The organism is Pseudoalteromonas sp. SR41-7, from assembly GCF_014163935.1.
Classification (GTDB): Bacteria; Pseudomonadota; Gammaproteobacteria; order Enterobacterales; family Alteromonadaceae; genus Pseudoalteromonas; species Pseudoalteromonas distincta.
On record NZ_JACJEF010000003.1, the window covers coordinates 55,698 to 81,715 of the forward strand.

Here is a 26,018-nt window from a genome sequence, read left to right on the forward strand (position 1 = left end):
TTGGATTATTTGCATTAATGTTAGCACCCGTAGTCAGTATGATTAGCGCTTATTACTCGGTTCAAGTGTTTAAAGCTATGGGAGGTTGGTTTAATCTTTAGCCAATTATATAGCTGGTAATTAATTCGATTCATACAAAGCTGATCGACTTAGCAAAAGCGCACGTAAATAAAGGCAGAGTGTTTGAAAGAAGTAGACTTTATGAAACGTGCGATTTTTCCATTACCCATTTTTATGTTACCTGAAGGCTATACGCGATTACGCATATTTGAGCCTCGCTATTTAAATATGGTTAAAACCGCATTAAAAAACAATACAGGGTTTGTGCTTTGTACATTTGAGCACGACACGCCATTTAATATAAGCGCGCAAGGTTGCCTTGTTGATATTATTGATTTTGACCAAGACGACAAGGATGTATTATTAATCGATGTGTTTGCTTCTCAAAGCGTTCAAATAAATGACGTTTATCAAGACGAGGACGAACTGCGACATGGTTTGGTGTCTTCTTGTAATACGCCATATTGGTATAAGGATTCTAACAACTCAGTTGGCGAACATGACTTATTGCATGATGCGCTTTTAAACGTGTTTAAAAGTAATCCGGAACTTAATTTACTGTACAAAAAAACTCACTTTGACAAACTGCCTTGGATTGCAGCCCGTTGGCTTGAGCTCCTACCTATTTCTATTGAGAAAAAACAGCAACTTGCGTTTGAAACGAACTTTGATAACTTACTGAATTTCCTCCATACTGTGATTAATAACGAATTTGCCTAAATTTTATGATCCTAAATTAATTATTGCCCGTATTACTTAATACAAAAGCAATAACGGGATAAATTATTATGGTAAGTCAACAACAATCACCACGTTGTGAACCTAATACAGGTAAGTACACTGCCATGCCAGAAACGCCGAGTAAAGAACTCATGCAAGCGCTTATAGATGTTGCACAGTCACGCGATAAAAAAGCATTTTCCTATTTATTTGAATACTTTGCGCCAAAAATTAAACGCTTTGGAATTAAGCAATTTGGTGTTGAAGCTCAAGCAATGGAGCTAGTGCAAGAGACGTTAACATCTGTTTGGCGTAAAGCACATTTGTATCACAGTGATAAAGGTGCGGCTACTACGTGGGTTTATACCGTTATGCGTAACGCTTCATTCGATATGCTTCGTAAAATGAAAAGTAATAAAGAAGAAAACATAAGCGAAGATATTTGGCCGTTATTAAACGAATCACAAGATACACATCACGAATACAGTGATCATTTAGAAGATAAACAAATTAAACGTTATTTAGACAAATTACCTATTGCTCAACGCGAAGTGGTAAGAGGCGTTTATTTTCAAGACATGTCGCAAGAGCAACTTGCACATCAACTTAATATTCCAGTAGGCACGGTAAAATCACGATTACGTTTGGCCTTGCAAAAATTACGTAATGAAATGGGAGATCAGCATGATTAAACATCACCCGAGTGAAACTTTACTGACACAGTATTGCGATGCATCACTTGCTACATCATTGAGTTTAGCCGTTTCTATACATGTAGATATGTGCCCTGTGTGCCAAGCTAAAGTAGCTAAAATTGAGGCAAGTAATGCAAATGCATTATTTAGTGAAGAGCCTGCTAAATTTGAGAAACCTCAAACTGAGAAATCTGATTTACTTGAAGAATTTGAATTAAATGTGCTTGATATGATCACGTCTGATGATTCTATCGACGAAGTTTATGAAGTAGAGCCTGTTTCTATTAAAGTTAATGAGCATAACTATCAGCTTCCACGTGCGCTAACGCGTATTTCTCACAGTAAATTTACCCAAGTGGGTAAGCTTGCGAGATCTCGTATTGCACTTGATGATGGCCCATTACGTTCTAGCTTGTTACATATTGATGCTGGTGGTGAAATACCAGAACACACGCACACTGGCTTTGAAGTTACTTTACTCCTAGATGGCGAGTTTAGTGATGAAGAAGGAAAATATGTCCCAGGTGACTTTATATGGCAAGATGGTAGTCACCAACATACTCCTTTAACAAAAGATGGTTGTTTGTGCTTTACAGTTGTCAGTAGTGCGCTACATTTTAATAAGGGCTTCAGCAAGTTACTAAATCCAATAGGTAATTTGATTTACTAAGAGAATTTATGCACACAGATATAATAAAAATAGGTATAAGCGCCTGCTTAGCAGGCGAAAAAGTTAGATTTGACACAGGTCATAAAAAGTCAAATTTCTGTATGGATGAGTTAGGTAAACACGTTGAATATACACGGTTTTGTCCGGAGGTAGCGGTAGGTTTACCAATACCTCGACCAACTATTCGCCAAGTTAAAGTGGGAGATACTATTAAAGTATGTCGCCCAGATGGTACTGGAGACGTAGGCCAACAACTTACCGAGTATGGTAAAAAAGTTGCAACAGAACAAGCTAAAGAGTTGAGCGGGTTTGTATTTTGCGCAAAAAGTCCAAGCTGCGGCATGGAACGCATTAAAATATACAACGAAGCAGGCACGGGTAATACTTCTGAAGGCGTTGGTTTTTTTGCTGAGCAAATAATGAAGCACAACCCATTATTGCCATGTGAAGAAAACGGTCGCTTAAATGACATGCATTTACGTGAAAACTTTGTAATGAGAATTTACGTATTTAAAAATTGGCAAAAGTTGGTACAAGAACCACTAACGGTTCACAAGCTTACTCAATTTCATTCTCAGTATAAGTACTTGTTGATGGCTCACAATTACCAAGCTTATCGAGATTTGGGTAATCTGCTTGGAACGTTCGTAGGTGATGATATAAATGCAGTTGCGGATGAATATATTTTAGGTTTGATGACGGGTCTGAAAAAGCCAGCTTCTCGCAGAAATAATTGCAACACCCTAATGCATTTACAAGGCTACTTTAAAAATGATTTATCGAAGGTTGAAAAACAAGAACTTCGTGATGCGATAGACGAATACCGCGAAGGATTGGTGCCATTGTATGTACCACTTACCTTGTTAAAACATCATTTGAAAGTTCATCCGAATGAGTACCTTGAAAAACAAGTGTTTTTTAACCCATACCCTCACGATTTAAAACTACGATTTGGTATTTAATGGATACATTATTTTGGTTTAGGCGCGATTTGCGCCTTTTTTCTAATGAAGCGTTAATTCAAGCGCTAAATAATGGCGCTAAACACGCCATTTTTTTTGTGTCTGAAAAGCAGTGGCAACAACACCAAGCTGCGCCTATTCAGATTGACTTACTCAAGCGCCGAGTTACTTATCTTCAATCACAACTTGCTGATTACGGTATTACTTTACATATTATTGAAGCGCCTAGCTTTTGTGATTGTACGCGCGAGCTTATTAACTTTTGTAAAGCAAACGATGTAAAACACGTAATTGCTAATACAGAATATGAGCTTAATGAAGTAAACCGCGATAAAGCAATTTCGCATGAATGCGATGAGCTTTCTATTACTTTTACTTTGTACGAAGGTGATTTAATTGCACCTGTTGGAACGGTCAAAAATCAAAGTAATGAAATGTATAAAGTGTTTACTCCATTTAAACGTGCATGGTTAAAGCAGTATCAAGATACACACTTTAGTTTGCCACAATGGCCTTTAACTTCTGAGCTTATTGAGTTTGACGAGAGTGACTTACTAAAAAGTGATGGGTGCTCAGATAAGTGGCCGGTTGACGACGAAACACTCTCTACGGTAGTTGATAATTTTATATGCGACAAACTTACAAGTTACGACGACCAGCGTGATATTCCCAGTGTAAAAGGCACATCGGGTTTAAGCCCGTATTTAGCACTAGGTATTGTAAGCACAAAGCAACTGCTTATTAATATTCAGCAGCGTTATCCTGATATTTTAACTACATCAAAAAGTAAAACGTTTACGTGGATTAACGAGCTTGTTTGGCGCGAATTTTACAGGCATTTAATTGCTGAATTTCCGAAGCTTTCGCGCGGCGATAACTTTAACGAAAAGTATAATGCTGTAGTGTGGCGTAAAAGCGAAAGCGATTTTAAAGCATGGTGCGAAGGGCGTACAGGTTACCCATTAGTGGATGCAGCAATGCTACAACTTAAGCAAACCGGTTGGATGCATAATCGTTTACGAATGGTTGTTGCAAGCTTTTTAACTAAACATTTATTAATAGACTGGCGTGAAGGTGAACGCTTTTTCATGCAGCACTTAATTGATGGCGATTTAGCCTCAAATAATGGTGGTTGGCAGTGGGCTGCAAGTACAGGCTGTGATGCTCAGCCTTATTTTAGGGTTTTTAATCCTATCAGACAAAGCGAGCGCTTTGATCCAACGGGCAAGTTTATCCGTAAGTATTTGCCAGAGCTTGAAAACGTGCCAGATAAACACATTCATTTTCCACACACTTATTTAGCCGCAACAGGCAAAGATAAGGAATGTTACTGGCCAGCAATAGTTGATCATAAAGCGGCACGAGAACGTGCACTTGCTGCATTTAAGGTGTGATATGGATAACCAGTTACCAGTAGATAAATTTGTTGAAATATACCAACAGCTTGATAGCACTAATCTTGATTTATTGAGTGATATTTACTGTGACAACATACAGTTTATAGACCCGATGCATGAAATTAACGGCATTGTAGAATTGCGCAGGTACTTTGCTAACTTATACAGCAATGTTAAGCATTGCCAGTTTGATATTAGTGATTCGTTTAATAGCGGTAACAATGCTTTTATTTACTGGACTATGCATTATGCACATCCAAAGCTTTCATCAGGTAAAACTATCTCGGTAGACGGTCATAGCAAGCTTATTTTTAAAGATGGCAAAATTATTAAGCACAGAGACTACTTTAATGTGGGCGAGTTGTTATACAAACATATTCCTTTACTTGGTAGCGTTATAAAGCTAATTGATAAAAGGGCAGGTTAATTATGATCACACTTATAACGGGTGCTACATCAGGTATTGGCGAGCAGCTAGCAATTAAATATGCACAGCTAGGAGACACTGTTATAGCTTGCGGCCGTAATAGTGATAAGCTCGCCGAGCTTGCTAAATACGACAATATCCAAGCATGTAAATTTGATGCAACTAACCTGCAAGATATAAAAGAGTCTACTATTGGCTTTCCTCATTTTGACCGTGTTATTTTAAACGCTGGTAATTGTGAATATATAGATGATGCGCGCAACTTTGATAGCGCGTTGTTTGAGCGTGTAATAAACGTTAACTTACTTTCTATGGGGTATTGCCTTGAGGCGTTACTTCCTAAAATAAATCCAGGCGGCCAACTTGTTTTGGTCAGCTCAAGTGTTACTTACCTTGCGCTACCTCGTTCAGAAGCTTATGGCGCATCAAAAGCGGGTGTAAGTTACTTAGCAAAAAGCTTAGCGGTTGATTTAAATGATGTTGATGTGACTTTAGTTCATCCCGGGTTTGTAAAAACGCCACTTACTAATAAAAATGATTTCCCGATGCCTATGGCCGTTACTGCTGAAAAAGCAGCTGACTACATGATTAAGGGTATTCAAAAACGCCGCAAAGACGTTCATTTCCCTTATCGTTTTACACTTATATTAAAAGCTTTACGCATTTTACCACTGCCGATTTGGCTTAAAATCGCAAAAGGATTAGCCCGTTGAAAAAAATAGCAATAATAGGAACTGGTGTATCTGGTTTAACATGTGGGCATTTGCTTCACAAACATTACGATGTAACCGTATTTGAAAAAAATGATTACATAGGTGGCCACACAGCAACGGTTGATGTTGATGTGTGTGGCATCAAATACGCAATAGACACTGGCTTTATTGTATTTAATGACCGAACTTACCCATATTTTGAAAAGTTACTTTCGCGCATTGGTATTGATAAACAAACAACCCAGATGAGCTTTAGTGTGCACAACGAAGCCACTGGTTTTGAATACAATGGACATACGTTTACAAGCTTATTTGCACAGCGTCGTAATATTGTTAGACCTAAGTTTTGGCGATTATTGTACGACATTGTTAGGTTTAATAAGCTGTGCAAAGCAATGCATGAAAAAGGTGATTACCAGTCTGATCAATCATTAGGGCAATTGCTTAACGATAACCAGTTTAATGACTTTTTTAAATACCATTATATTCTTCCTATGGGCGCGGCTATTTGGTCTACCAGTATTAAAGAAATGGAAAACGTAGGCGTTGAGTTTTTTGTTAAGTTTTTCTTTAATCACGGGCTTTTAGATGTAACCAATAGACCACAGTGGTATGTAGTACCAGGAGGCTCTCGTCAGTACATTAAGCCGCTGATCAGAGGTTTTGCCGACAAAATTAACCTCAATACAAATATTAAATCAGTTACGCGTCAAAATGATGAAGTAACAATAGAGTTTGCCAATGGTGAGCAAAGTAAATTTGATAAAGTAATATTTGCTTGTCATTCAGATCAGGCGCTTGCACTACTGGGTGATGCTACTGAGCAAGAAAAGTCAGTATTGGGTGCAATAGCTTACACTGAGAACTCAGTGGTGTTGCACACCGATACAAACCTTTTACCAGATAGAAAAGCGGCATGGGCGAGCTGGAACTACCTACTTAACAACAACACTGATAAAGCCGCAGTTGTTACTTACCAAATGAATATTTTGCAAGGTATACAATCAGATACGCAGTTCTGTGTAACGCTTAACCATCTTGAAGGAATAAGCCAAAGTAAAATTTTGCGCGAGTTTACTTATCACCACCCTGTATTTAACCAAGAGTCTATTGCAGCTCAAAAACTTAAACACAGTATTGATGGACACAACAATAGTTATTTTTGTGGTGCTTATTGGTACAATGGTTTTCATGAAGATGGCGTACACAGTGGTGTAGATGTAGCCAAGCAACTTGGGGTCGAATTTGACTAGTGCAGTGTATTTAGGCGATGTTAAACATCGCCGTTTTGCTGTTAAAGAACATCGCTTTAGTTACCCTTTATATATGATGTGGGTAGATTTAAATAATCCTCAACAACTAAATGGTGTTCATAAACACATAGGTACATCAGGCTTAAAGGCGTTAAAGTTTAATGAAGCTGATTATCTTAAAGGCACCTCACAGCTTGCTAAACGTCCTCTTATTGAGCGTGCACACGAACAACTTGCCAATTTAGGTATTACTGAAACCTTTACTCATATTTACATGCTTGGGCAACTTCGTTGTTTTGGTGTATATTTTAGTCCTGTTAATTTTTACTTTTTTGGTCATAACGACACCTGTTTTAAATACATGATTGCTGAAGTAAGTAATACACCATGGAACGAACGTCATTATTATTTAGTACCTTTAGAAAAAAAAGTGAACTTTAAAAAGGTTTTTTCCGTATCACCTTTTATGAATCTAGATATGAACTATCATTGGCATGTTAAGCTATCGCCTGATAAAACATTGATACACATTGAAAATAAGCGAAATGAAGAGCTATTATTTGATGCTACACTTCGCTTAAAGCGTAAAGAACTTACTAAAGAAGAAGTTAATAAGTTATTTAAACGTTTTCCGGCCATGACATGGTCTATTTTCAAAGGTATTTATTATCAAGCGTTAAAATTGTTTATAAAACGAGTTCCTTTTTTAGGTCACTCAGGCAAGCCATAAAGCACATAGATAGTCAGGACAATTAATAGGTATTTCAATGGATAAAGTGTCGAGCTTAAATTGCGAACAAAGCACAAACTGGTTAACTAACATATATAAAAAATTAGTGACTAAAGCCTTTTCGTCAATTGAAACAGGCCAAGTTATTTTAGTAGATGCAAACGAGCGTACAGTTTTTGGTGACCCATCCTCAGCACTAAAAGCAACGATTATAGTAAACGATAAAGCTATGTATAAGGCATTTGCATTATCTGGGAGCGTTGGCGCTGGTGAAGCGTATATTTTGGGGCATTGGTCTTGTGACAACTTAACCTCTTTCATTGAGATATTTGCTATAAATGAGAAGCAACTTGATGAGTTTGAGAAGAAATTCGCATTTTTTAGTAATATTGCACATCGGTTTAATCACATAAAAAATAAAAATTCTGAATCGGGCTCTAAGAAAAACATCGTTGCTCATTACGACTTAGGTAATGATTTGTACGAATCATTTTTGAGTAAAGAAATGCTTTATTCAAGTGCTGTATATCCTACAAAAGAAGCGACACTTGAAGAGGCTCAACAATACAAGCTTAAACGCATTTGTGAGCAAGTTGAGCTTCAAAAAAATGATTCAGTAATTGAAATTGGTACAGGGTGGGGGGCTTTTGCTATATATGCAGCCACACATTACGATTGCCATGTAACAACAACAACCATATCTGATGAGCAACATGATTATGTCGCTAATAAAATTTCAGAGCTTGGTCTTGAAAGTAAAATTACATTACTTAAGCTCGATTACAGACAATTGAAAGGAAAGTACGACAAGCTTGTTTCTATCGAAATGATAGAAGCGGTGGGCCATGAGTACTTACCTAGCTTTTTTACCCAATGTGGTGAGCTGTTAAAAGATGACGGTGCCATGCTCATACAAGCTATAACTATTGGCGATCAGCGTTATAAGCATTACTTAAAAAACTCTGATTTTATTCAGCAGTATATTTTTCCAGGCGGGTGTTTGCCATCACTTAACGAAATGAGTGAGCAGATTAAAAATAATACCGACATGGTAATTCATACTGTTAATGATATTGGTGCACACTACGCAAGAACATTAGCAGACTGGCGAAGCCGTTTTATAAAAAGTTGGCCTGATTTGGACCGCTCAAAATTTGATGAACGTTTTTATCGTTTATGGTTGTTTTATTTTGCTTATTGCGAAGGCGCGTTTAGAGCTAGAGCAACAAGTACGGTGCATTTAATGGCGCGTAAACCACGTTTTGTTAGCGATAACGATGATATTGCGCTCGGTTACTAATTTTTTTTTATTTCAAGCAGTGTGGTTTTTATCCTTGATGCTTGAAGCTGATTCGCTACTTTTTAGCGGATTGATTATTGTTTTAATGTTTTGGTTGTCAAAACAAAAAAAACAAGACACCTTACTTCTTATTAAAGCCCTACCTTTAGCACTATTATTAGAATTTATAGCAGTAAAGTTAGGCTTGTTAGAATTTAAAGTTTATCCCTTCCCTCTATGGCTCGTCTTTTTATGGGCTGCGTTATTACTTTCTTTAAATACTTCTATGGTTTTTTTGAGTAAATTAAAGCTTTGGCAGGCCTTTTTAGTATGCATGGCTTTTGCGCCAGCAAGTTATTGGGCTGGAGCACGCTTTGAAGTAATAAGTTTAGGTTTACCTTTATGGCAGTTTTGGCTCGTTTACGGTGCGCTTTGGTCTACAGTGTTTACTGTTATTCTTTTTATAAATCAAAAAATCAAGTTATTCATCAATCGCTGATCGCCCACAATTCCCATTTCGTAACATTACTCATTGACTCAAGGGAGCTTATTTTGAAATTTTTACTAAAGGCAGTTACTTTTTATTTGCTTACAACTTCAATTGTTTTAGCTAACACACAGTTTAACAAAGTAGGCGAAGCACGAATGGAGTATTTATTTTGGGATGTATATGACGCGGTTTTATTTACCTCTTCAGGTAATTACAGCGCAGGAACGCATCCTATTAAATTTAAACTTACCTATTTACGTGACTTTGAAGCTAAAGAAATCGTAAAAGCAACAAATGAGCAGTGGGAGCATATTGGAAAAAAAGAGCTAGCAGACAAATACGACAGTAAATTATTGTCTATTTGGCCTGATATTAGACAAGGTGATTCGCTAACGTTAGTCACAAATGAGCAGGGTATGAGTACTTTTTATCATAATGATGAAAAAATTGGCGAAATAAATGAACCTCAATTTTCGAGTGATTTTTTAGCCATTTGGCTGGATGAAAAAACCTCTGAGCCGAAACTACGAAAGCAACTATTAGGGAATTAATATGAATGTATTTAACGCGTTTAAAACAGCTCTTGTATGCTTATCTGCTTTGTTGCTGATAAGCTGTTCGGCACCAAATGTAGAGCATTATAAAAATACATCGCCAAACTTTGACTTTAAAACATTTTTTAGTGGAAATTTGAAAGCCTACGGTGTTGTACAAGACTTTAAGGGTGAATTGACCCGCAAGCTTGTCGTAGATATGAATGCGAGCTGGGATGGTAACCAGGGCGTTATTGAAGAAGACTTTGTTTATGACGATGGCGAAACTCAAAAGCGTATTTGGAAAATAACGTTAAACGAAGACAATAGTTTAACGGGTGTGGCAGATGATGTTATAGGTACTGCAAAAGGTAGAAGTGATGGCAGCGTATTTCATTGGAATTACGATGTAGAGCTTCCATACGATGGCAGTACTTTAAAAGTGAATTTTGATGATTGGATGTACCTGGTTACACAATCGCGCTTGATAAACCGCACATCTATTGTTAAGTTTGGAGTCGAGGTCGGGGAAGTGACCTTAGTGATCGAAAAAATATAGCTTATTTACCCAGTTGCTTAACTTGCGCCAAAATTGTACTCAAATTAAGTCTTTGTTAACCCAACACGCTGTATTTTACAGAGAATTATTTAAATTTTACTCATTTTTTAAGAATTTAAGCAAAAAATGCAATTTGCTGTTGCTAACTCTTTAAAAATGCATAAAGATAGGTTTTGCGAAGGCAAAATAATAACGAATAGGAATCTAACAATGAATAAAGCTCAATTAGTTGAAAAAATTGCTACTGATGCAGAAATCTCTAAAGCCGCTGCTACTCGTGCTCTTGACGCGTTTACAGGTGCTGTAACTTCTTCTTTAAAAGAAGGTGATTCAGTAGCATTAGTTGGTTTTGGTACTTTCTCAGTAAAAGAACGTGCAGCTCGCACTGGCCGTAACCCACAAACGGGTGCTGAGATCCAAATCGCAGCGGCAACTATCCCAAGCTTTAAAGCAGGTAAAGGTCTTAAAGACCAAGTAAACCCTTAATAGGTTTAACGAATTAAATTAAAAAAAGAGCTAATTAGCTCTTTTTTTTTATGTTTAATAAAGACATCAATTGATGCCTTTATATTATAAATTTATGCTTTTAAGGCTTTATCGCCTCGACCAATGCCAACAGCGCCAGAACGTACAACTTCAATAATATCGGTTTCATGACGAAGAGTGTCTAAAAACGATTCTATTTTGTCTGTGCTGCTCACTAATTGTAGACTATAGCTTTGTCGGCCCATATCTAAAATAGCACCTTGGAACACATCAACTACTCGCGTAACCGCTGCACGAGTCGTCTCGTCTTGAGCAAATACCTTAACAAGCAATAGCTCACGTTCAATGTGACTCATTTCTGTTAAATCGATAATTTTAAGCACGTCGACTAGTTTGTTAACCTGCTTTGTAATTTGCTCTACAACTCTGTCATCACCCATAGTGGTAATGGTAATACGCGACAATGATTGATCGTCAGTTGTGCCCACAGTTAGGCTGTCGATGTTATATGCACGTTGTGAAAAAAGCCCAACAATACGTGATAGGGCACCTGGTTCGTTTTCTAATAAAATAGATAAAATACGACGCATTATGCTTTTACTCCTTTACGTAACCACATCTCATCAATGCCGCCTAACTTAATTTGCATTGGGTATACATGTTCTTTTTCATCAACGTTTATATCTAAAAAGACTAATCGGTCGTTAATTGACATTGCTTTATCGATAGCAGGTTGTAACTCATCTAGTGTGTTTACTTGTATGCCTACATGGCCGTAGCTTTCAACTAACTTAACAAAATCAGGTAGTGAATCCATGTAAGATGATGAATGACGTCCACCGTAAACCATGTCTTGCCATTGGCGTACCATACCTAAAGAGCGGTTATTAAGTGATACAACTTTTACCGCTAGGTTGTACTGTAAACAGGTTGATAGTTCTTGAATATTCATTTGAATAGAGCCATCACCCGTAATACACACAGACTCTTTATCAGGAAAGGCTAGCTTTACGCCCATTGCAGCAGGTAAACCAAAGCCCATGGTGCCTAGGCCGCCTGAGTTGATCCATTGACGAGGATGCTTAAATGGATAATATTGCGCTGCAAACATTTGATGCTGACCAACGTCAGAACTTACGTAAGCATCGCCATTAGTAGCTTTATAAACCGCTTCAATTACAGCTTGTGGCTTAATTTTGTCGCCATCAGTGTTGTAGCTTAAGCACTTTTGTTCGCGCCAGCTGATGATTTGTCGCCACCAATCTTCTTGCGCGCTGCGGTCTATTTTAATTGGGCTTTTATCAATACCCGCTTGTAGTTGTTCAAGTACGGTTGCTAAACAACCTACAACTGGTATGTGTGCTTTAATTGTTTTAGAAATTGAAGTTGGGTCAACATCAACATGAACAATTGTGGCATTAGGGCAAAACTTTTGAACATTATTAGTTACCCTGTCATCAAATCGGGCACCAAGCGCTAAAATCACATCGGCGTTAGCCATTGCTTTGTTTGCCTCAAGCGTGCCGTGCATGCCTAACATACCTACAAAGTTTGGATGCACACCTGAAATACCACCCAATCCCATTAGTGTATTTGTAATGGGGGCATTTAATGATTCAACTAAATGCGTTAATTGCTCTGATGTATTTGAAATGACAATACCACCACCAGAGTAGATAACCAGTTTTTTGGCCTCTAAAATAGCTGTTACGGCTTTGCGAATTTGTTTTGAGTGCCCTTTAGTATTAGGGCTGTAAGTTCTCAGCTCGGTGGTTTTAGGAAATTCGTATTCAAACTTAATAGCAGGGTTAAGCATATCTTTTGGAAGCTCAACAACGACAGGACCTGGGCGGCCAGTGCTAGCAATATAAAAAGCTTTAGCTAAGATTGTAGGGATGTCTTTAGCACTTCTACAGTTAAAACTGTGTTTAACTACAGGGCGAGAACAACCCACAATATCGGTTTCTTGGAATGCATCGTCGCCAATCAAATTTGTAGGCACTTGGCCTGATAACACAACCATAGGAATTGAATCCATGTAGGCCGTTGCAATACCTGTAATACAGTTTGTAGCGCCAGGGCCTGAGGTTGCAAGTACAACACCAACGTCTCCAGTAGCGCGGGCATAGCCGTCAGCCATATGTGTTGCAGCTTGTTCGTGACGTACTAATATATGTTCAATGTCATCTTGCTGAAAAAGTGCATCATATAAGTCTAAAACCGAACCACCGGGATAGCCAAATATGTATTTTACCTTTAACTCTTTTAATGCCTGAACTACTAGTTCAGAACCATTATATTCTTGTTTGCTCATCCTCATTCCTCTGTGCGCTTTTTTATGCATAAAAAAACCCCCGCGTAGTGCGAGGGTTTTTAAAAAGCAGTATCACCTTTTAATACATCCCCGCTGGGCTTATAACTAAGACCAGTACGAGTACGACTAAAAGATTAATGTGTGTGTTCATAGTTTTTACTCTACTTAGCAAAACACTGCTTTTAAATTAAAGATTTTGTATAGGTTTATTTTTAAGGGTTTTGAGCCTTCATGTCAACCTTGAAAGCTGTTTTTTGCATTTTAAATTCGTTTTGTGGCTTTTTTTAATTTAAACCTGCAGAAAGCCTATGTTTAATTGAGTTTACTGGCAGAAATTATGCATTTTAGGTTGTAAGTTCGATTTTAGATATAAAATAGTGTGAGAGACCATTAGCTTTAATTGCATATGTTAACTATATGTTTTTATCGCATGTTTAAATTTCTATTATTAGGTATGATTGCTACATAATTATGTTTGAGGAAAACACAGTGAAAAAAGTGACGTTAATTGCGCTTTTAACTACGCTATTAAGCCCTATGGTGGCGGCTAATAACTTAAGTCCGCATGATGTTGGTATAACTAACGAAGAGCGTATTTTATATTGGCTTAAAAAAAGAGACCAAATATCTTCAAGTGAGTTAGATAGTTCATTTAAGTCATATATGAGTAACAAAGACGTTGCCAATCACTCAATTAAAAATGGCTTTAGGCAATTTAAATCCTCTTCCAACTTTTTTTCAAACACAAATAAACAACAGGTCGCTTTTTCAACGTCGCTAGTGCCAGATCAAAGCGTTAATGATGTAAAAGTGTTAGGTATCTTAATTGATTTTCCTGATCTTAAACATGACGACAATCAACTTGTAGAGCAAGACACCGACATGTTTTACGCTGATTATTCAACTGAGCACTATCAGCAAATGCTTTTTAATACTCAAGGTTATACAGGCCCTGATGGACAAAGCTTAAAAACGGCTGCTGATTATTATAAAGCGGCTTCGGGAAATAGCTTAAACTTTAGCGGGCAGGTATATGGTTGGGTAACCGCTAATAGCAATGCAAAAATATATGGTGAGCGCCAAGGCAGTACACGGGATATAAATGCGCCCGCTTTAATTAAAGAGGCTGTGGAGAAAGCAGTTGCAAAGTTTAATATTAATTTAGCGGATTATGACTTAACTGATTTAGATGATATTGATGGTGACGGTATCCTTAATGAACCTAATGGCATTATTGACCATGTAATGGTATTTCATTCAAGTATTGGCGAAGAAGCGGGTGGCGGTTACCTAAGCACCGATGCTATTTGGTCGCACCGCTACTATGTATTTGATGAAAATAGCGGGCCGAGCGAGATTGCAGGCAGCAACATTAAGCTCTTTGGTTATACCATTAACCCTATTGATGCCGGGATTGGTGTGGTTGTGCATGAGTTTGGGCATGATTTAGGATTATTAGATGAATACGACTTACAATCTAACACGGTAGGTGAGCCTGTCGCATCTTGGTCAGTTATGTCGACAGGAAGTTGGGCTGGTTCGCCAAGAGGCTCAGAGCCAGTTATGTTTAGCCCTTATGCGCTTGAATATTTACAAAAGCGGTACCAGGGTAACTGGGTTAACCAGCTTACGCTTGATATGGATGAGATAGAGGCTAACTCACAGCAAACATTAATTAATACTGCGAGTACTTCACAACAGCAAAATCAAATAAAAATAACACTACCACAAAGGCTCGAAAAATTTAGGGATCCAGTTGAAGGTGATTTTCAATACTATTCAAATACGGGCGACAATATTAGCAACAGCTTAGCTAATACAATAGCGCTACCAAGCACAACTGAGACACTTACTTTAAGCTTTATTGCTTATTACAGTATTGAGCGCGATTACGATTTAGTTCAAGTAAAAGTAAATGGCGAGCCAATCGCGAGTAATTATACGCAAGCGCTTAATCCATACTACGGTGATATTGGTCCGTATATCTCAGGTGATTCATTTCTTAATAGTGATGCTAAGCAACCTAACGGCTATTTGACCCATAAGTTTGATTTATCAGCTTATTCTGGGCAAACAATTGATTTAAAAATTGAATACATAACAGATGCGAACACACATTATTATGGTTTTGTTGTTGATGATATGCGCATTGAGCAAAGTGATACTTTAATTTGGCAAAATAATGCACAAGATCAAGTTCACACTGAGTTTAATGGCTTTGAAAAAGTAGGTAGTTACACATATGCATCGCCATCACATTACTATCTACAACTGCGTTCATACACAGGCGTTGACAGTAGCTTACAAGCTGAGCAGTACTCACCAGGCTTATTATTGTGGTACAGCAATGAATCTCAAGCAGATAATAACACTACCGAGCATCCAGGTAGTGGTTTTACATTAGTGGTAGATGCCGATCAGCGTTCAATAAATAAGGGCAGTACGCAAACTCCGGCTGCTTCAGCAATTCAAATACGTGATGCTGCTTTTAGCCTATATCAACAAAGGGCAGGGTTAGGTGATGATGATTTATCAGCTATCACCGGGTTTACTGATAAAACCGATTATAGCTTTGAAGCGCAAAAACCATCGGGTGTTGTGCTTCCACAGGTTGGTTTTGGCTTTAATATTATAAGCCAGTCAGCAGACAGTGAAGATATAGAAGTAGAGCTTACTTACGATGTTACTAAGGGAATTAATTTTACTAAAAACGGTTTAACCGTTAATTTTAGTGTAGAAGGTTTTGCACTTACTCCTGCGGACAAATTTACGTGGAGTTTTGACGATGGAAGCTCCAGCACAGAGTTAACGCCTACTTATGAATACCAAGACTATGGCACTTATAACGTTGAGTTTATGGCAGATAATGGTACTTCACAGCAAGTCGCTGTAGCACAAGTTACATTAGTTGAACCATTAACTGTAAATGAAATTGAATATGTAATAAACCAAGGAGCTTTAACAGCTGAGGCATCGCTTACAGGTGGAATCGCACCGTATACTTATAATTGGCAGCTAGGAGATGGAAGTACTTTAGCGACTCAATCGCTTACGTATAATTATTTGTACTCTGGCGATTACCAAGTAACGCTTACAGTGACAGATGACGAAGGCACTGAACAATCAAAAGCGATTGATGTAACTGCTAATGTTCCGCTTAGCATAAACGCAAACGTTACAGTTAGTGATTTAAGCGCACAATTTAATGCCCAAGTAACCGGCGGCTTTAATAGTTATACTTACAGTTGGGATTTTGGTGATGGCAGTGCGTTATCAAATTTACAAAACCCAAGGCATACTTATCAAGCTGACGGGACTTATAACGTAACGTTGAATGTTACTGATACTCAAACCAATGATACTTTTACTCAAGAGTTATCTGCTACTGTACAAAAACAACAAAGTAGTTCGGGTTCAAGTGGCGGATCACTGACGGGTTTATTAGGATTATTACTGTTAAGTTTATTTAGGTTTAATACTAACCTGCATAAATACACTAGGTTAGTAAACGCAGTTAGCAAACACAAAAAAGCCCGCTAAATTAGCGGGCTATTTAAATTAATAACAAATATTAATTATAAACGGTCAATTACTGATTGAGTGAAATCAGTTGTACCGTGGCTGCCACCTAAATCGCGAGTTGTACGGTCGCCTGATTTAATTACATCAGCAACAGCACTACGAATACGCTCTGCAGTATCGCCCATATTTAAATGCTCAAGCATTTGAATAGACGCTAAAATTACAGATGTTGGGTTAGCTAGGTTTTTGCCAGCAATATCTGGTGCACTACCGTGTACAGCTTCAAAAATTGCAGCGTCTTCACCAATGTTAGCACCTGGAGCCATACCTAAACCGCCAACTAAACCAGCACAAAGGTCAGATAAAATATCACCAAATAAGTTAGTCGTAACAATTACGTCAAACTCTTCAGGTGTCATTACTAGCTTCATACATGTTGCATCAACAATCATTTCATTTGATTCAATTTGTGGGTAACGCTCAGCTACTTCACGTGCTACTTTTAAAAACAAACCAGATGTTGATTTTAAAATGTTAGCTTTATGAACTGCAGTTACTTTTTTACGACCTTCGCGTACCGCTAGCTCGTATGCAAAAGTTACGATTTTTTCTGCGCCTTCACGCGTAATTATCGACTTTGCTTGTGCTTCATTCCCGTCTTCACTTACTACTTGGCCAGCACCTGAGTACATACCTTGCGTGTTTTCACGAATAGTGATGATATCAATATCGTCGTAACGCGCTTTAGTACCAACAAATGATTTAACTGGACGTACGTTAGCGTATAAACCAAATTGCTTACGAAGTGTTACGTTAATAGATGTAAAACCTTCACCTACAGGCGTAGTTAATGGGCCTTTAAGAGTGATTTTGTTTTTAGCAATTGTATCAACTGTTTCTTGCGGTAATAACTCACCTGTTTTTTCAAGTGCAGCTAGGCCAGCATCAACAAATTCATAATCAAAGTCGCAACCTGCGGCTTTTAATATTTCAAGTGCTGAGTCGATAATGCTCGGACCGATGCCGTCGCCTTTGATCACTGTGATGGTTTGTTTGGCCATTGACTTTTCCTTTAAAGAGTTTGATTTGCACATAAATTATTACTCTGAGAGAGTAACCGCTTGTTAGAACATTTATGTGAACGTGCTTGAAAATTTAAGGGCGCATTTATACCAATTTATCACCCATTTTGCTAGTTTATACAAAAAATACTGGGTATACACGAAAGTTATAATTGGTATAAAGACATAAAATAGCTTCTAATAAACTAAATACTATTAAACAACTCAAGAGATTCTAATTGTTGATAAAAATCAGCTTGGTTATGCCACTTGAGTATTTTTAGCTGTTCATTTAACGTTTGCTGCTGCCACGGAGTTAGCGAAAGTTCTGGTTTAAACACATTTTGAGCAACAACCTTAAGTGTGATCCAAAGTTTATGGGCCTCAGTTAAGTGCTTTTTAGGTGTTTGCTCTGCTTCTAAGAGTGCTGCTGTCCATGGGTTATCACTCAATAAAAGAGTAAGCTGTTGTGTTAGTTGTTCGGTGTTAATTGCATTTACCCCAAAAAAGGAGCAGATAGGGGCACTCAATGTTTTATTTGGTGTGTCGTCAATCAGCGTTTTACGAGAAAGCTGTGTACCGCACTGCGTTAATAAAAAATGGGCGTAAGCGTATAAAGGTAAAGTAATGTGCTCAAACTGGTCATGGTCATTTTTACTAACCAATAAAGCCATTATTTTTACTAATCCATTTAATCTGTTAGTCACGTAGGCTTGCAATGGATGTGGGGTAACATTAACTAATTGTTCAAAAACAACCCGTTGAATTATTGCAGGTGCATTATAATAACCGACCATAGATAAACTATGTTTTAAGTCTTTTGCGGGCTGATGTTCTTTATTATATGGTTTTACTGCCTCGCATAAATTAGCAATTACGAGAGGGTGAGGCGCCATCAGCAGGCTTAATCCTTTATAGCTGTATTCGTGCTGTAACTTAATATTACTTATTAGCTCAAGTAAAGATTGTGCCTTATCAATCTCAAGCTCACTTTGTGGTTTTACATGTTCACTGTTAAATACTTTAAAGCTAATGGTTTTATCAGTGCAATGCCATTGTTTTGGATTATCGTTAAGCGTTGCTTTTACTCTGTACCAGGTTAATTTATTTGGATTTGCTGTACTAATTAAAACATGCCGTTGTTGTGCATCAGTTGCTAAATAAATCATGGTTTGCTCAGCGTATAAAACGCGGCTTCCCGGTAATAATGGCCCTAAATGCGCTATTAGTGATTTAATTAATTGCAGTGCGAACAAGTTAGGTGTGCGAATGTACAAATCGGTAAGTGCTTTATATAAGCTTATATGTTTATTAGCCGTGTTGCTCGTAATGTTCATGCTAATAATATTTGCTAGAGCAATCAGCGTTATGCCCCCATCGTAAAGCATTATTGTAGGGGAACTTACCAATGCTTGTTTATACTTATTTAATTTAGCTAGTAACTGCGTAACAGGTTTTGCTGAATCGCCACTAGCTAACATTACTTTTGCTGCTAACTGATGACGCATTTTCCAAATTTTTTTATCAGAATCTTGAAAAGGTGTTTGCTCGCAAAGCTTGTTTAATTGCGCTCCAACACATAAATGTTCAATGAGTGTAGCGGCTATGTATAGCTCACTTAAGGCACTATTATAATTTTGAGATTTACACAGGGCAGCAGTTATGACGCTCTGACTAACAACTAAATTTGTTGCATAAGAATAACTTGGATTATAAAGCGTTAATCGGGATTGTAATGCGAATGGCTGTTTGCTGTAGAGCACTCTATATTGCTCAGCTAGCTTACTTGCCATTGGATATAGAGCTGTCCATTTTTGTTTATTGTTATAATAACTTAAAAACAGCTGCGTATTATTAAGCAGCTGCTCTAAGGTAGTTGAAACAGCTTCATCCATTAAACCTTCACCTAATTTTGTTCTTGGTATTTATTGTATGCACTCGGGCCCCATAAAAACAGCTGCCCATTTTTAAATAATAGGCCAGTACATTCATCCATAGTGGTAATACCGTCAGATGTTTTATGTTGTGTACGATAAAAAACTATCTGAAATACTTGTTCACCATCTCGTTTGGCATAAGTAAGATCGGGGCTGCCTAAGTAATCAAGAACACTATTTAGTGTTGTTGGCTGCTCAAGTGATAGTTTTTCGATGTAACGTTTATTGAAAGCCTCTCGGTCTTGCCAAATCATAGCTTGAGGATCGTCTTTATAAAAGGTAATCACCAATGCAGCTATCAGTGCATATAGCCCTAAACCTAAAATTAAATATCGGATAAATTTTTTCAATATGGCTTACTCTGACTCCGGTAACTAATATCAGTATACGTTTTGTAATGTTTAGAGGCTATTAACTTGCGACTAATTAAGTCTTAACTGCTTTAAACTAAAACCTAAATTTATATCGGTGCGTAAACTAACCAAGTGCTTTGAAATTACGTACATATCCATATTAGCGGCTAACCTTGCTTTAATACTCGGGCTTAGAGACTCATCTTCGGCTGCTTGTTCAATTGAGTTATAGTTATTAACTATTTGCTGCGCAGATTTAGTACCTATTCCTTTAACTCCCGGAATATCATTTGTTTTATCGCCCGCTAATGCCCAAAAATCAACGAGTTTATTTTGCTCAACACCAAAACGCTCTTTTATACTTGTCTCATCAAGATAGAGCTTTTTAAAGTAATCGTAAACTGTAATGTAAGGGCCAATATAAGGTAAAAAGCCTTTATCAGTAGAAACAACAGTGCTCGTTATTTGATTATTTGATGCCTTAAAGGCAAGCGTTGCAATAATATCATCAGCTTCATCGTTAATAGGCTCAAATACTACAATACCTGTTTCTTCAATTGCGGCTTTAAAATGCAATAGAGCATCTTTTAATACTTGGGGCATTGGCGCGCGTGAATGTTTGTAGTCTTTATAAAAATGATAACGCCAGCTTTTGTCACCATCGAACACAGCAATGGCATGGGTTGCATTACTCGTATCTAAAAGCTTTTTACAGGCGTGGGCTACACGTGCACAGCACGTTTGTATCATTTGCTCGTCGCTATGATGTTTTTGATTCGCGTCAACGGCGTAAATGCGCCTAATTAAATTAAGCGCATCTATAAGAAGTAAATGGGGTTTCAAACTATAAAACTCATGCTTTTATTTTGTAACATGGAACATATTTACTACCAGGGAGCTTCATGCGACCTTGAAGAACAAATGCCTGTAATAATTTATCCATATTTGTCATAAGGGCAGGTTCGCCACTTAAAATGTATGGACCGTTTTGTTTAATGGCTCTAACGCCTTCGTCTTTTACATTACCAGCAACAATACCAGAGAAAGCTCTACGCAAATTAGCCGCGAGTAGCTGTTTAGGCTGATCAAGGTGTAAATCTAGACTTGCCATATTTTCATGTGTTGGTGCAAAAGGTTGTTGAAAGTCGTTATCTATTTTTAATGTCCAGTTAAAGTAGTAGGCATCACCTTCACTTTTACGGTAATCACGAACATTAGCCATCGATGACTTTAGTTTTTGACCGACTAATTCAGGATTATCAATAATTACTTCAAACTTATCCAACGCTTCCTTACCAAGTGTCATTTCAACGAACTCGCATAGCTCTTTAAAGTACGCCTCGCTTTGTTTGGGGCCAGTTAAAATAACAGGTAAACATTGTTTAGTATTATCTGGGTGCAACAATATGCCTAATAAATATAACAACTCTTCAGCAGTACCTGCGCCACCAGGAAAAATGATAATTGCGTGAGCTGTTCTAATAAAAGCTTCAAGGCGTTTTTCAATATCAGGTAAAATAACGAGTTCGTTTACAATAGGATTTGGTGGCTCGGCAGCAATAATGCTTGGCTCTGTTAAACCTAAGTAGCGATTATCGGTGTTACGTTGCTTTGCGTGGCCAATAGTTGCGCCTTTCATTGGGCCTTTCATCGCACCAGGACCACAACCGGTACAAATATTTAATCCACGTAAACCAAGTTCGTAACCTACTTGTTTTGTGTACTTATATTCAACCTCGTTTATTGAATGTCCGCCCCAGCAAACAACCATGTTAGGCTCGCTTTTAACACGCAGCGCACCTGCATTTCTGAGCATATCGAACACCATATGGGTTATGGCTTTTTGCTCTTTTAAATCTTTTTCGTATTTTTGACAAATAAACAAAATATCACGAATAACAGAAAATATATGTTCGTGAATACCGGTAATTATTTCGCCATCAACAAATGCGGTTTCGGGTGGGTTTTCAAGCTCAATTTTAATACCTCGTTCGCGGCTTACTAAACGAATATCAAAATCTTTGTATTTGTCGTATATATCGTTACTGTCGTCGGTATGACTACCTACATTGAGGACTGCAAGTACGCAGTTTCTAAATAATTTATAACGCTCACTAGCAGACGATTGCTCTAATAAATCAACTTCTAATTGCGACAGTAAATCTAAAACCCCAGTTGGGTTTAACTGTATTAACATAGACGTGCTCCTACTACTAAATCGTAAAACTACTTGTCATAAAAGTTATAATAGCTATGACATTATTTACTGGTACAAAGTCTATCTCGCCCTGAATTTTTGGCTTCGTAAAGTGCATCATCAGCTCTATCAAATGCCTTTAATAGGGTATCGCCTTTTTTAAATTGAGTTGCACCTACCGAAATAGTGATCTCAATTTGTTTTTCTCTAAATTTAAAAGGTATATTTTTAATTACCTTTCTTACTTTATCCAGGGGTAATGTTGCGTTTTCTAGCGACACACCTGGCATTAATAGTACAAATTCTTCACCGCCATAACGCGCTATAAAATCAGACTTTCTTACCGATTTTTGCAACGCTTTTGATATAACTTGTAAGGTAATATCACCTGCGGTGTGGCCAAATCTATCATTGATAGATTTAAAGTGGTCAACATCAATAACTGCAAGCGTAACATCTGATGGCTGCACATTAAACAAATGCATTTCGTGATTGTAACGTTCGTCAAATGCAGCCCGGTTAGGCAGTTTTGTAAGTCCATCTAGTAAGCTTTTAAAGCGCTGTTCGTTTAAGCGTTTTTTATACGTTGTTAACTTATCTTCTAAAGTAACAATTCGAGTATTTATTTCATTAAAACTAGCGCTAAGCATTTCTCTGTCTTTTCGTTCTAACTTTTCTTTTGCTATAAAATCTTCGCTTATTGATTTTAATTCGTTATCTACGAGTTCTTTTAAAGATGAGATTGATGTAGCTTTTTGCGTTTGCTCATTAAGATTTTTTATTTTTAGTTCAATGCTTTTATTAAGTGAGTCAAACTCAACTTCCATAGACTCAGAGTGCTTGCTAGTTGAGACGATAGAGTTATGAAGATCTTCGAGGGTTTGATTTAATGAAACTAAAAAGCTTTGCGCGGATTTACGCTCTTTACTTATATTTTTTACCACTACATCAATAATACTAATTGCAACATCAAGTAATGTATCGATTGAGTCACTTTCTGTAATATTATTTTTTATATTATTAATTTGTAGCGTAGCTTCTTCTTCAAGTATAAGTTCATTTGCGAGCTCAAGTAGTTTTTTTGCACGCGCCTGTTTTACTGGGCGCTGCTGATCAACTTGAGGGTTTTGCTTGGTAAGCAACGCTTCATGATAAAAGCTAATAAGTTGATCAAGTAGCGGAATGTAACCATGAGTTGAATGAACGTTATTAATCTCGTGATCGAGTAAATTTCTTAGAGTCCTACGAGTATCGTCAGGTAAACCTTTGGTTTTTTGTAATTGTTTACCGGCACTTTGCACACTGTTGTATAAATTACGTTGCTGAGCTTGTTGAATCGATTCTTGGTTTTTAAGTAGGATTAAAGTTTCACTAATAAGGGGAGCAAGGTTTTCAAAACTCATGCCTTTATTAAGCGCACTTCTAAATTTGGCGAGGCGATTATCTAACTCGATATCTAGTCCTTTACAGCTCAACGATAGTTTAGCTGTAAAGTCACATAGAACATCTACTTGATGTTTACGAGCGCTCTCAACAGCCATACGCGCATCAATTGCTTGTTTTAGCTTTTTATCTGTTGCGTTAGATCTTTGTGACACCTAAGCATACCGCCATCAAATTAATTTCATTATCTTCAGTTTACAACAAATTTTTATTATGTGTAGTTATCTAGTAAAAAACTTAGAAATTTTAATAAGCTACTACTTATAAACTCGTATATAGGGTCATTTATCGTATTTAATTCACTTTTAAATAGGGGCTTGTTAGTCTTGTAAGCAATTAAGTTTCCACTAAGAGTCTCTATGAAAAAGTTATTAGCCCTTTCAATTTTAGCTGCATGTTCAGCGCCTGTATTTGCCGATGTAAATTATTCTTTAGAAATCTCGCAACCACAGCATCATTTAGGTGATGTAAGTGTTGAGTTTCCAAAAACAGCGCAAGCACACCTTGATATAAAACTTCCTGCGTGGCGCACGGGTCGCTACGAAATGTTAAATCTTGCAAATGGCATTCGCTACTTCAAAGCCAAAGACGAAGATGGCAAAGAACTAAAATGGGAAAAAATAGATCACAGTACATGGCGTGTACATCTTAATGAACCTACAGAAGTAAATGTTGACTACCAGGTGTATGCAAATGAGCTTGGTAAACGTGCTCGCCACATTGACGACAGCCATGCATTTATAGATGCGTCAGGCTTTTTTATGTTTAGTGAATCATTTCGCCAAGAGCCTGTAACCGTTAATTTAGACGTGCCTAAAAAGTGGCGTTCTGTATCGGGTATGAATAATTTAAAAGGCAAAAATTCATTTAAAGCAGCCGATTACGATGTACTTGTTGATTCACCAATCGAAACGGGTATTAACCAACTACACACATTTGAAGTAGAAGGGCGTGAATATGATTTAGTTATATGGGGCGATGGTAACTACGATGTAGAGCTAATGCTTACCGATCTTAAAAAATTAGTTGCCACGGGTAATGTAATTTGGGATGGCTATCCGTATGAGCGTTATGTATTTATGGTGCATGCAACATCAGGAGCTGGTGGTGCAACAGAGCATTTAAACTCAACAATTATTCAACGACCACGTGACCGATTTGGTAGCCGCGAAGATTACTTAGGTTTTATTAGCACCGCTGCGCATGAGTTTGTTCATACATGGAATGTTAAAGCATATCGCCCTCAAGGTTTAGTGCCATACGATTACACTAATATGAACTATTCAAAACTGCTGTGGATTGCAGAAGGTTCAACAAGTTACTTTGAAGATCATTTATTAGTGCGCTCAGGCATTCAAACAACAGATGAATTTTTTAAAGTAATGAGTAAAACCATTAACCGTCATTTGCAAACACCGGGCCGTGAAGTGCAAAGCGCAAGCGAAACAAGCTTTGATAAATGGATTAATCAAGGTGGCGATCACGCACGTAACTACAGCACCAATATTTATTCAGAAGGTTCGTTACTTTCACTTGCTTTAGATATCGACTTACTTGAAAAAAGCCAAGGTAAAATAAGCTACCGAGACGTACACAAAGCACTTTATAACAATCATAAAATGCCCGCTGGATTTACAGATACAGATGTACTTAATATCTTAAAAGATTTAACAGGACGTGATTATTCAAGCTGGTGGCAAGAAAATGTAGAGTCGCCTGCAAGTATTAACTTTGACGACTTACTTACTAAAGTAGGCTTGAAATTTGAGCGCCCTGAAAAAGCAAAAGCACTTGCAAGTATTGATGCTACCGCCAAAAATACAGGTGAATTACTGACGTTAAGTTATGTACGCCGTGGTGGCAGTGCGTGGAAAGCGGGTTTAACTACCGATGATAAAATTGTCGCTATAAACAAACATCACGTAGGTAAAGATTTAAAAACTAGCCTAGAAACGTTTAAGGCAGGCGACAAAGTAACCGTTGACTATCTTCGTCGCGATGCACTTGAAAGCTTAACATTAGTATTATCAGAAGATTTCGATAAGCCTAAAAAAGTAGTTGCTGATAAAGAGGCAACGCCACAGCAAAAAGCACTATTCAAAGCATGGATTGGCGTGGAACATCCAAATGATGTGACAAAAAAATAAATTCAGTTTTTATAGAGTTTAAATACAGTTAACAATTATTAAAAAAGAGCTTCGGCTCTTTTTTTGTTTT

The 26,018-nt window shown here is 37.5% G+C and carries 24 protein-coding genes; 16 read left to right on the forward strand and 8 right to left on the reverse strand.

What is annotated here, in order from left to right:
• Positions 1–201: 201 nt before the first annotated feature.
• The 14 genes from H5092_RS04880 to H5092_RS04945 all read left to right on the forward strand — a co-directional run bounded on the left by H5092_RS04880 (position 202) and on the right by H5092_RS04945 (position 10,974).
• A complete protein-coding gene (locus tag H5092_RS04880; protein WP_182733000.1) occupies positions 202–780 on the forward strand; it encodes an LON peptidase substrate-binding domain-containing protein in 579 nt (192 codons plus the stop codon).
• A gap of 68 nt (positions 781–848) precedes the next feature.
• Complete coding sequence (locus tag H5092_RS04885) at positions 849–1,472, forward strand: sigma-70 family RNA polymerase sigma factor (RefSeq protein ID WP_002962457.1); 624 nt, start codon at positions 849–851, stop codon at positions 1,470–1,472.
• The gene (locus H5092_RS04890) at positions 1,465–2,145 is read left to right on the forward strand and encodes a ChrR family anti-sigma-E factor (protein WP_182733001.1); all 681 of its coding nucleotides are present in this window, start codon (positions 1,465–1,467) and stop codon (positions 2,143–2,145) included. Before H5092_RS04885 ends, H5092_RS04890 begins: the two co-directional genes overlap by 8 nt.
• Positions 2,146–2,153: 8 nt before the next feature.
• A complete protein-coding gene (locus H5092_RS04895) occupies positions 2,154–3,107 on the forward strand; it encodes a DUF523 and DUF1722 domain-containing protein (protein ID WP_138490055.1) in 954 nt (317 codons plus the stop codon).
• A complete protein-coding gene (phrB, locus tag H5092_RS04900; protein WP_182733002.1) occupies positions 3,107–4,501 on the forward strand; it encodes a deoxyribodipyrimidine photo-lyase in 1,395 nt (464 codons plus the stop codon). The genes H5092_RS04895 and phrB overlap by 1 nt, the downstream gene beginning before the upstream one ends.
• Position 4,502: 1 nt before the next feature.
• A complete protein-coding gene (locus H5092_RS04905) occupies positions 4,503–4,931 on the forward strand; it encodes a nuclear transport factor 2 family protein (RefSeq protein WP_002962464.1) in 429 nt (142 codons plus the stop codon).
• Between the two features lie 2 nt (positions 4,932–4,933).
• Complete coding sequence (locus H5092_RS04910; protein ID WP_002962466.1) at positions 4,934–5,644, forward strand: SDR family NAD(P)-dependent oxidoreductase; 711 nt, start codon at positions 4,934–4,936, stop codon at positions 5,642–5,644.
• A complete protein-coding gene (locus tag H5092_RS04915; RefSeq protein WP_182733003.1) occupies positions 5,641–6,897 on the forward strand; it encodes an NAD(P)/FAD-dependent oxidoreductase in 1,257 nt (418 codons plus the stop codon). Before H5092_RS04910 ends, H5092_RS04915 begins: the two co-directional genes overlap by 4 nt.
• The gene (locus H5092_RS04920; protein ID WP_182733004.1) at positions 6,890–7,627 is read left to right on the forward strand and encodes a DUF1365 domain-containing protein; all 738 of its coding nucleotides are present in this window, start codon (positions 6,890–6,892) and stop codon (positions 7,625–7,627) included. Before H5092_RS04915 ends, H5092_RS04920 begins: the two co-directional genes overlap by 8 nt.
• Positions 7,628–7,664: 37 nt before the next feature.
• Complete coding sequence (locus H5092_RS04925) at positions 7,665–8,927, forward strand: cyclopropane-fatty-acyl-phospholipid synthase family protein (RefSeq protein ID WP_024596923.1); 1,263 nt, start codon at positions 7,665–7,667, stop codon at positions 8,925–8,927.
• The gene (locus tag H5092_RS04930) at positions 8,905–9,405 is read left to right on the forward strand and encodes a DUF2878 domain-containing protein (protein ID WP_182733005.1); all 501 of its coding nucleotides are present in this window, start codon (positions 8,905–8,907) and stop codon (positions 9,403–9,405) included. The genes H5092_RS04925 and H5092_RS04930 overlap by 23 nt, the downstream gene beginning before the upstream one ends.
• A 53-nt stretch (positions 9,406–9,458) precedes the next feature.
• Positions 9,459–9,947 carry a chalcone isomerase family protein gene (locus H5092_RS04935; protein ID WP_165724281.1) on the forward strand — a complete coding sequence of 163 codons (489 nt, stop codon included), beginning with the start codon at positions 9,459–9,461 and terminating at the stop codon, positions 9,945–9,947.
• A gap of 1 nt (position 9,948) precedes the next feature.
• Positions 9,949–10,488, forward strand: coding sequence for a DUF3833 domain-containing protein (locus H5092_RS04940; protein ID WP_165724279.1), 540 nt, complete (start codon positions 9,949–9,951; stop codon positions 10,486–10,488).
• Positions 10,489–10,698: 210 nt separating this feature from the next.
• Positions 10,699–10,974, forward strand: coding sequence for an HU family DNA-binding protein (locus H5092_RS04945; RefSeq protein WP_002962474.1), 276 nt, complete (start codon positions 10,699–10,701; stop codon positions 10,972–10,974).
• A gap of 92 nt (positions 10,975–11,066) precedes the next feature.
• Here the strand turns inward: H5092_RS04945 and ilvN are convergent, their stop codons facing one another.
• A complete protein-coding gene (gene ilvN / locus H5092_RS04950) occupies positions 11,067–11,564 on the reverse strand; it encodes an acetolactate synthase small subunit (RefSeq protein WP_002960314.1) in 498 nt (165 codons plus the stop codon).
• Positions 11,564–13,288 carry an acetolactate synthase 3 large subunit gene (locus H5092_RS04955; RefSeq protein WP_024596926.1) on the reverse strand — a complete coding sequence of 575 codons (1,725 nt, stop codon included), beginning with the start codon at positions 13,286–13,288 and terminating at the stop codon, positions 11,564–11,566. Before H5092_RS04955 ends, ilvN begins: the two co-directional genes overlap by 1 nt.
• 489 nt (positions 13,289–13,777) lie before the next feature.
• On the opposite strand from H5092_RS04955, the gene H5092_RS04960 reads away from it, so the two are divergent.
• Positions 13,778–16,828 carry an immune inhibitor A domain-containing protein gene (locus H5092_RS04960; protein ID WP_182733006.1) on the forward strand — a complete coding sequence of 1,017 codons (3,051 nt, stop codon included), beginning with the start codon at positions 13,778–13,780 and terminating at the stop codon, positions 16,826–16,828.
• Between the two features lie 35 nt (positions 16,829–16,863).
• Here H5092_RS04960 and H5092_RS04965 read toward each other — a convergent pair whose 3' ends face one another.
• The 6 genes from H5092_RS04965 to H5092_RS04990 all read right to left on the reverse strand — a co-directional run bounded on the left by H5092_RS04965 (position 16,864) and on the right by H5092_RS04990 (position 23,956).
• Positions 16,864–17,871: an isocitrate dehydrogenase gene (locus tag H5092_RS04965; RefSeq protein ID WP_002960311.1), complete on the reverse strand. Its 1,008-nt coding sequence runs from the start codon at positions 17,869–17,871 to the stop codon at positions 16,864–16,866.
• Between the two features lie 206 nt (positions 17,872–18,077).
• Positions 18,078–19,766, reverse strand: coding sequence for a hypothetical protein (locus H5092_RS04970; protein ID WP_182733007.1), 1,689 nt, complete (start codon positions 19,764–19,766; stop codon positions 18,078–18,080).
• Between the two features lie 11 nt (positions 19,767–19,777).
• The gene (locus H5092_RS04975; RefSeq protein WP_024596929.1) at positions 19,778–20,161 is read right to left on the reverse strand and encodes a DUF3192 domain-containing protein; all 384 of its coding nucleotides are present in this window, start codon (positions 20,159–20,161) and stop codon (positions 19,778–19,780) included.
• 69 nt (positions 20,162–20,230) lie between these two features.
• Positions 20,231–21,004: a flap endonuclease Xni gene (gene xni / locus H5092_RS04980; protein ID WP_182733008.1), complete on the reverse strand. Its 774-nt coding sequence runs from the start codon at positions 21,002–21,004 to the stop codon at positions 20,231–20,233.
• Between the two features lie 10 nt (positions 21,005–21,014).
• Complete coding sequence (ppnN, locus tag H5092_RS04985; RefSeq protein ID WP_182692829.1) at positions 21,015–22,358, reverse strand: nucleotide 5'-monophosphate nucleosidase PpnN; 1,344 nt, start codon at positions 22,356–22,358, stop codon at positions 21,015–21,017.
• 62 nt (positions 22,359–22,420) lie between these two features.
• Positions 22,421–23,956 carry a GGDEF domain-containing protein gene (locus H5092_RS04990; RefSeq protein WP_182712414.1) on the reverse strand — a complete coding sequence of 512 codons (1,536 nt, stop codon included), beginning with the start codon at positions 23,954–23,956 and terminating at the stop codon, positions 22,421–22,423.
• 204 nt (positions 23,957–24,160) lie between these two features.
• Between H5092_RS04990 and H5092_RS04995 the strand changes: the two genes are divergently transcribed.
• Entirely contained in the window at positions 24,161–25,948 is a 1,788-nt protein-coding gene (locus tag H5092_RS04995; protein WP_182694898.1) for a M61 family metallopeptidase, read from the forward strand.
• Positions 25,949–26,018: the final 70 nt, after the last annotated feature.

Excerpts from the sequence above, each read along its gene's own strand:
- H5092_RS04880 (WP_182733000.1), top strand. The coding sequence starts at position 202 with ATGAAACGTGCGATTTTTCCATTACCCATTTTTATGTTACCTGAAGGC.
- H5092_RS04885 (WP_002962457.1), top strand. The coding sequence starts at position 849 with ATGGTAAGTCAACAACAATCACCACGTTGTGAACCTAATACAGGTAAG.
- H5092_RS04890 (WP_182733001.1), top strand. The coding sequence starts at position 1,465 with ATGATTAAACATCACCCGAGTGAAACTTTACTGACACAGTATTGCGAT.
- H5092_RS04895 (WP_138490055.1), top strand. The coding sequence starts at position 2,154 with ATGCACACAGATATAATAAAAATAGGTATAAGCGCCTGCTTAGCAGGC.
- phrB (WP_182733002.1), top strand. The coding sequence starts at position 3,107 with ATGGATACATTATTTTGGTTTAGGCGCGATTTGCGCCTTTTTTCTAAT.
- H5092_RS04905 (WP_002962464.1), top strand. The coding sequence starts at position 4,503 with ATGGATAACCAGTTACCAGTAGATAAATTTGTTGAAATATACCAACAG.
- H5092_RS04910 (WP_002962466.1), top strand. The coding sequence starts at position 4,934 with ATGATCACACTTATAACGGGTGCTACATCAGGTATTGGCGAGCAGCTA.
- H5092_RS04925 (WP_024596923.1), top strand. The coding sequence starts at position 7,665 with ATGGATAAAGTGTCGAGCTTAAATTGCGAACAAAGCACAAACTGGTTA.
- H5092_RS04930 (WP_182733005.1), top strand. The coding sequence starts at position 8,905 with ATGATATTGCGCTCGGTTACTAATTTTTTTTTATTTCAAGCAGTGTGG.
- H5092_RS04940 (WP_165724279.1), top strand. The coding sequence starts at position 9,949 with ATGAATGTATTTAACGCGTTTAAAACAGCTCTTGTATGCTTATCTGCT.
- H5092_RS04945 (WP_002962474.1), top strand. The coding sequence starts at position 10,699 with ATGAATAAAGCTCAATTAGTTGAAAAAATTGCTACTGATGCAGAAATC.
- ilvN (WP_002960314.1), bottom strand. The coding sequence starts at position 11,564 with ATGCGTCGTATTTTATCTATTTTATTAGAAAACGAACCAGGTGCCCTA.
- H5092_RS04955 (WP_024596926.1), bottom strand. The coding sequence starts at position 13,288 with ATGAGCAAACAAGAATATAATGGTTCTGAACTAGTAGTTCAGGCATTA.
- H5092_RS04965 (WP_002960311.1), bottom strand. The coding sequence starts at position 17,871 with ATGGCCAAACAAACCATCACAGTGATCAAAGGCGACGGCATCGGTCCG.
- H5092_RS04970 (WP_182733007.1), bottom strand. The coding sequence starts at position 19,766 with ATGGATGAAGCTGTTTCAACTACCTTAGAGCAGCTGCTTAATAATACG.
- ppnN (WP_182692829.1), bottom strand. The coding sequence starts at position 22,358 with ATGTTAATACAGTTAAACCCAACTGGGGTTTTAGATTTACTGTCGCAA.
- H5092_RS04995 (WP_182694898.1), top strand. The coding sequence starts at position 24,161 with ATGAAAAAGTTATTAGCCCTTTCAATTTTAGCTGCATGTTCAGCGCCT.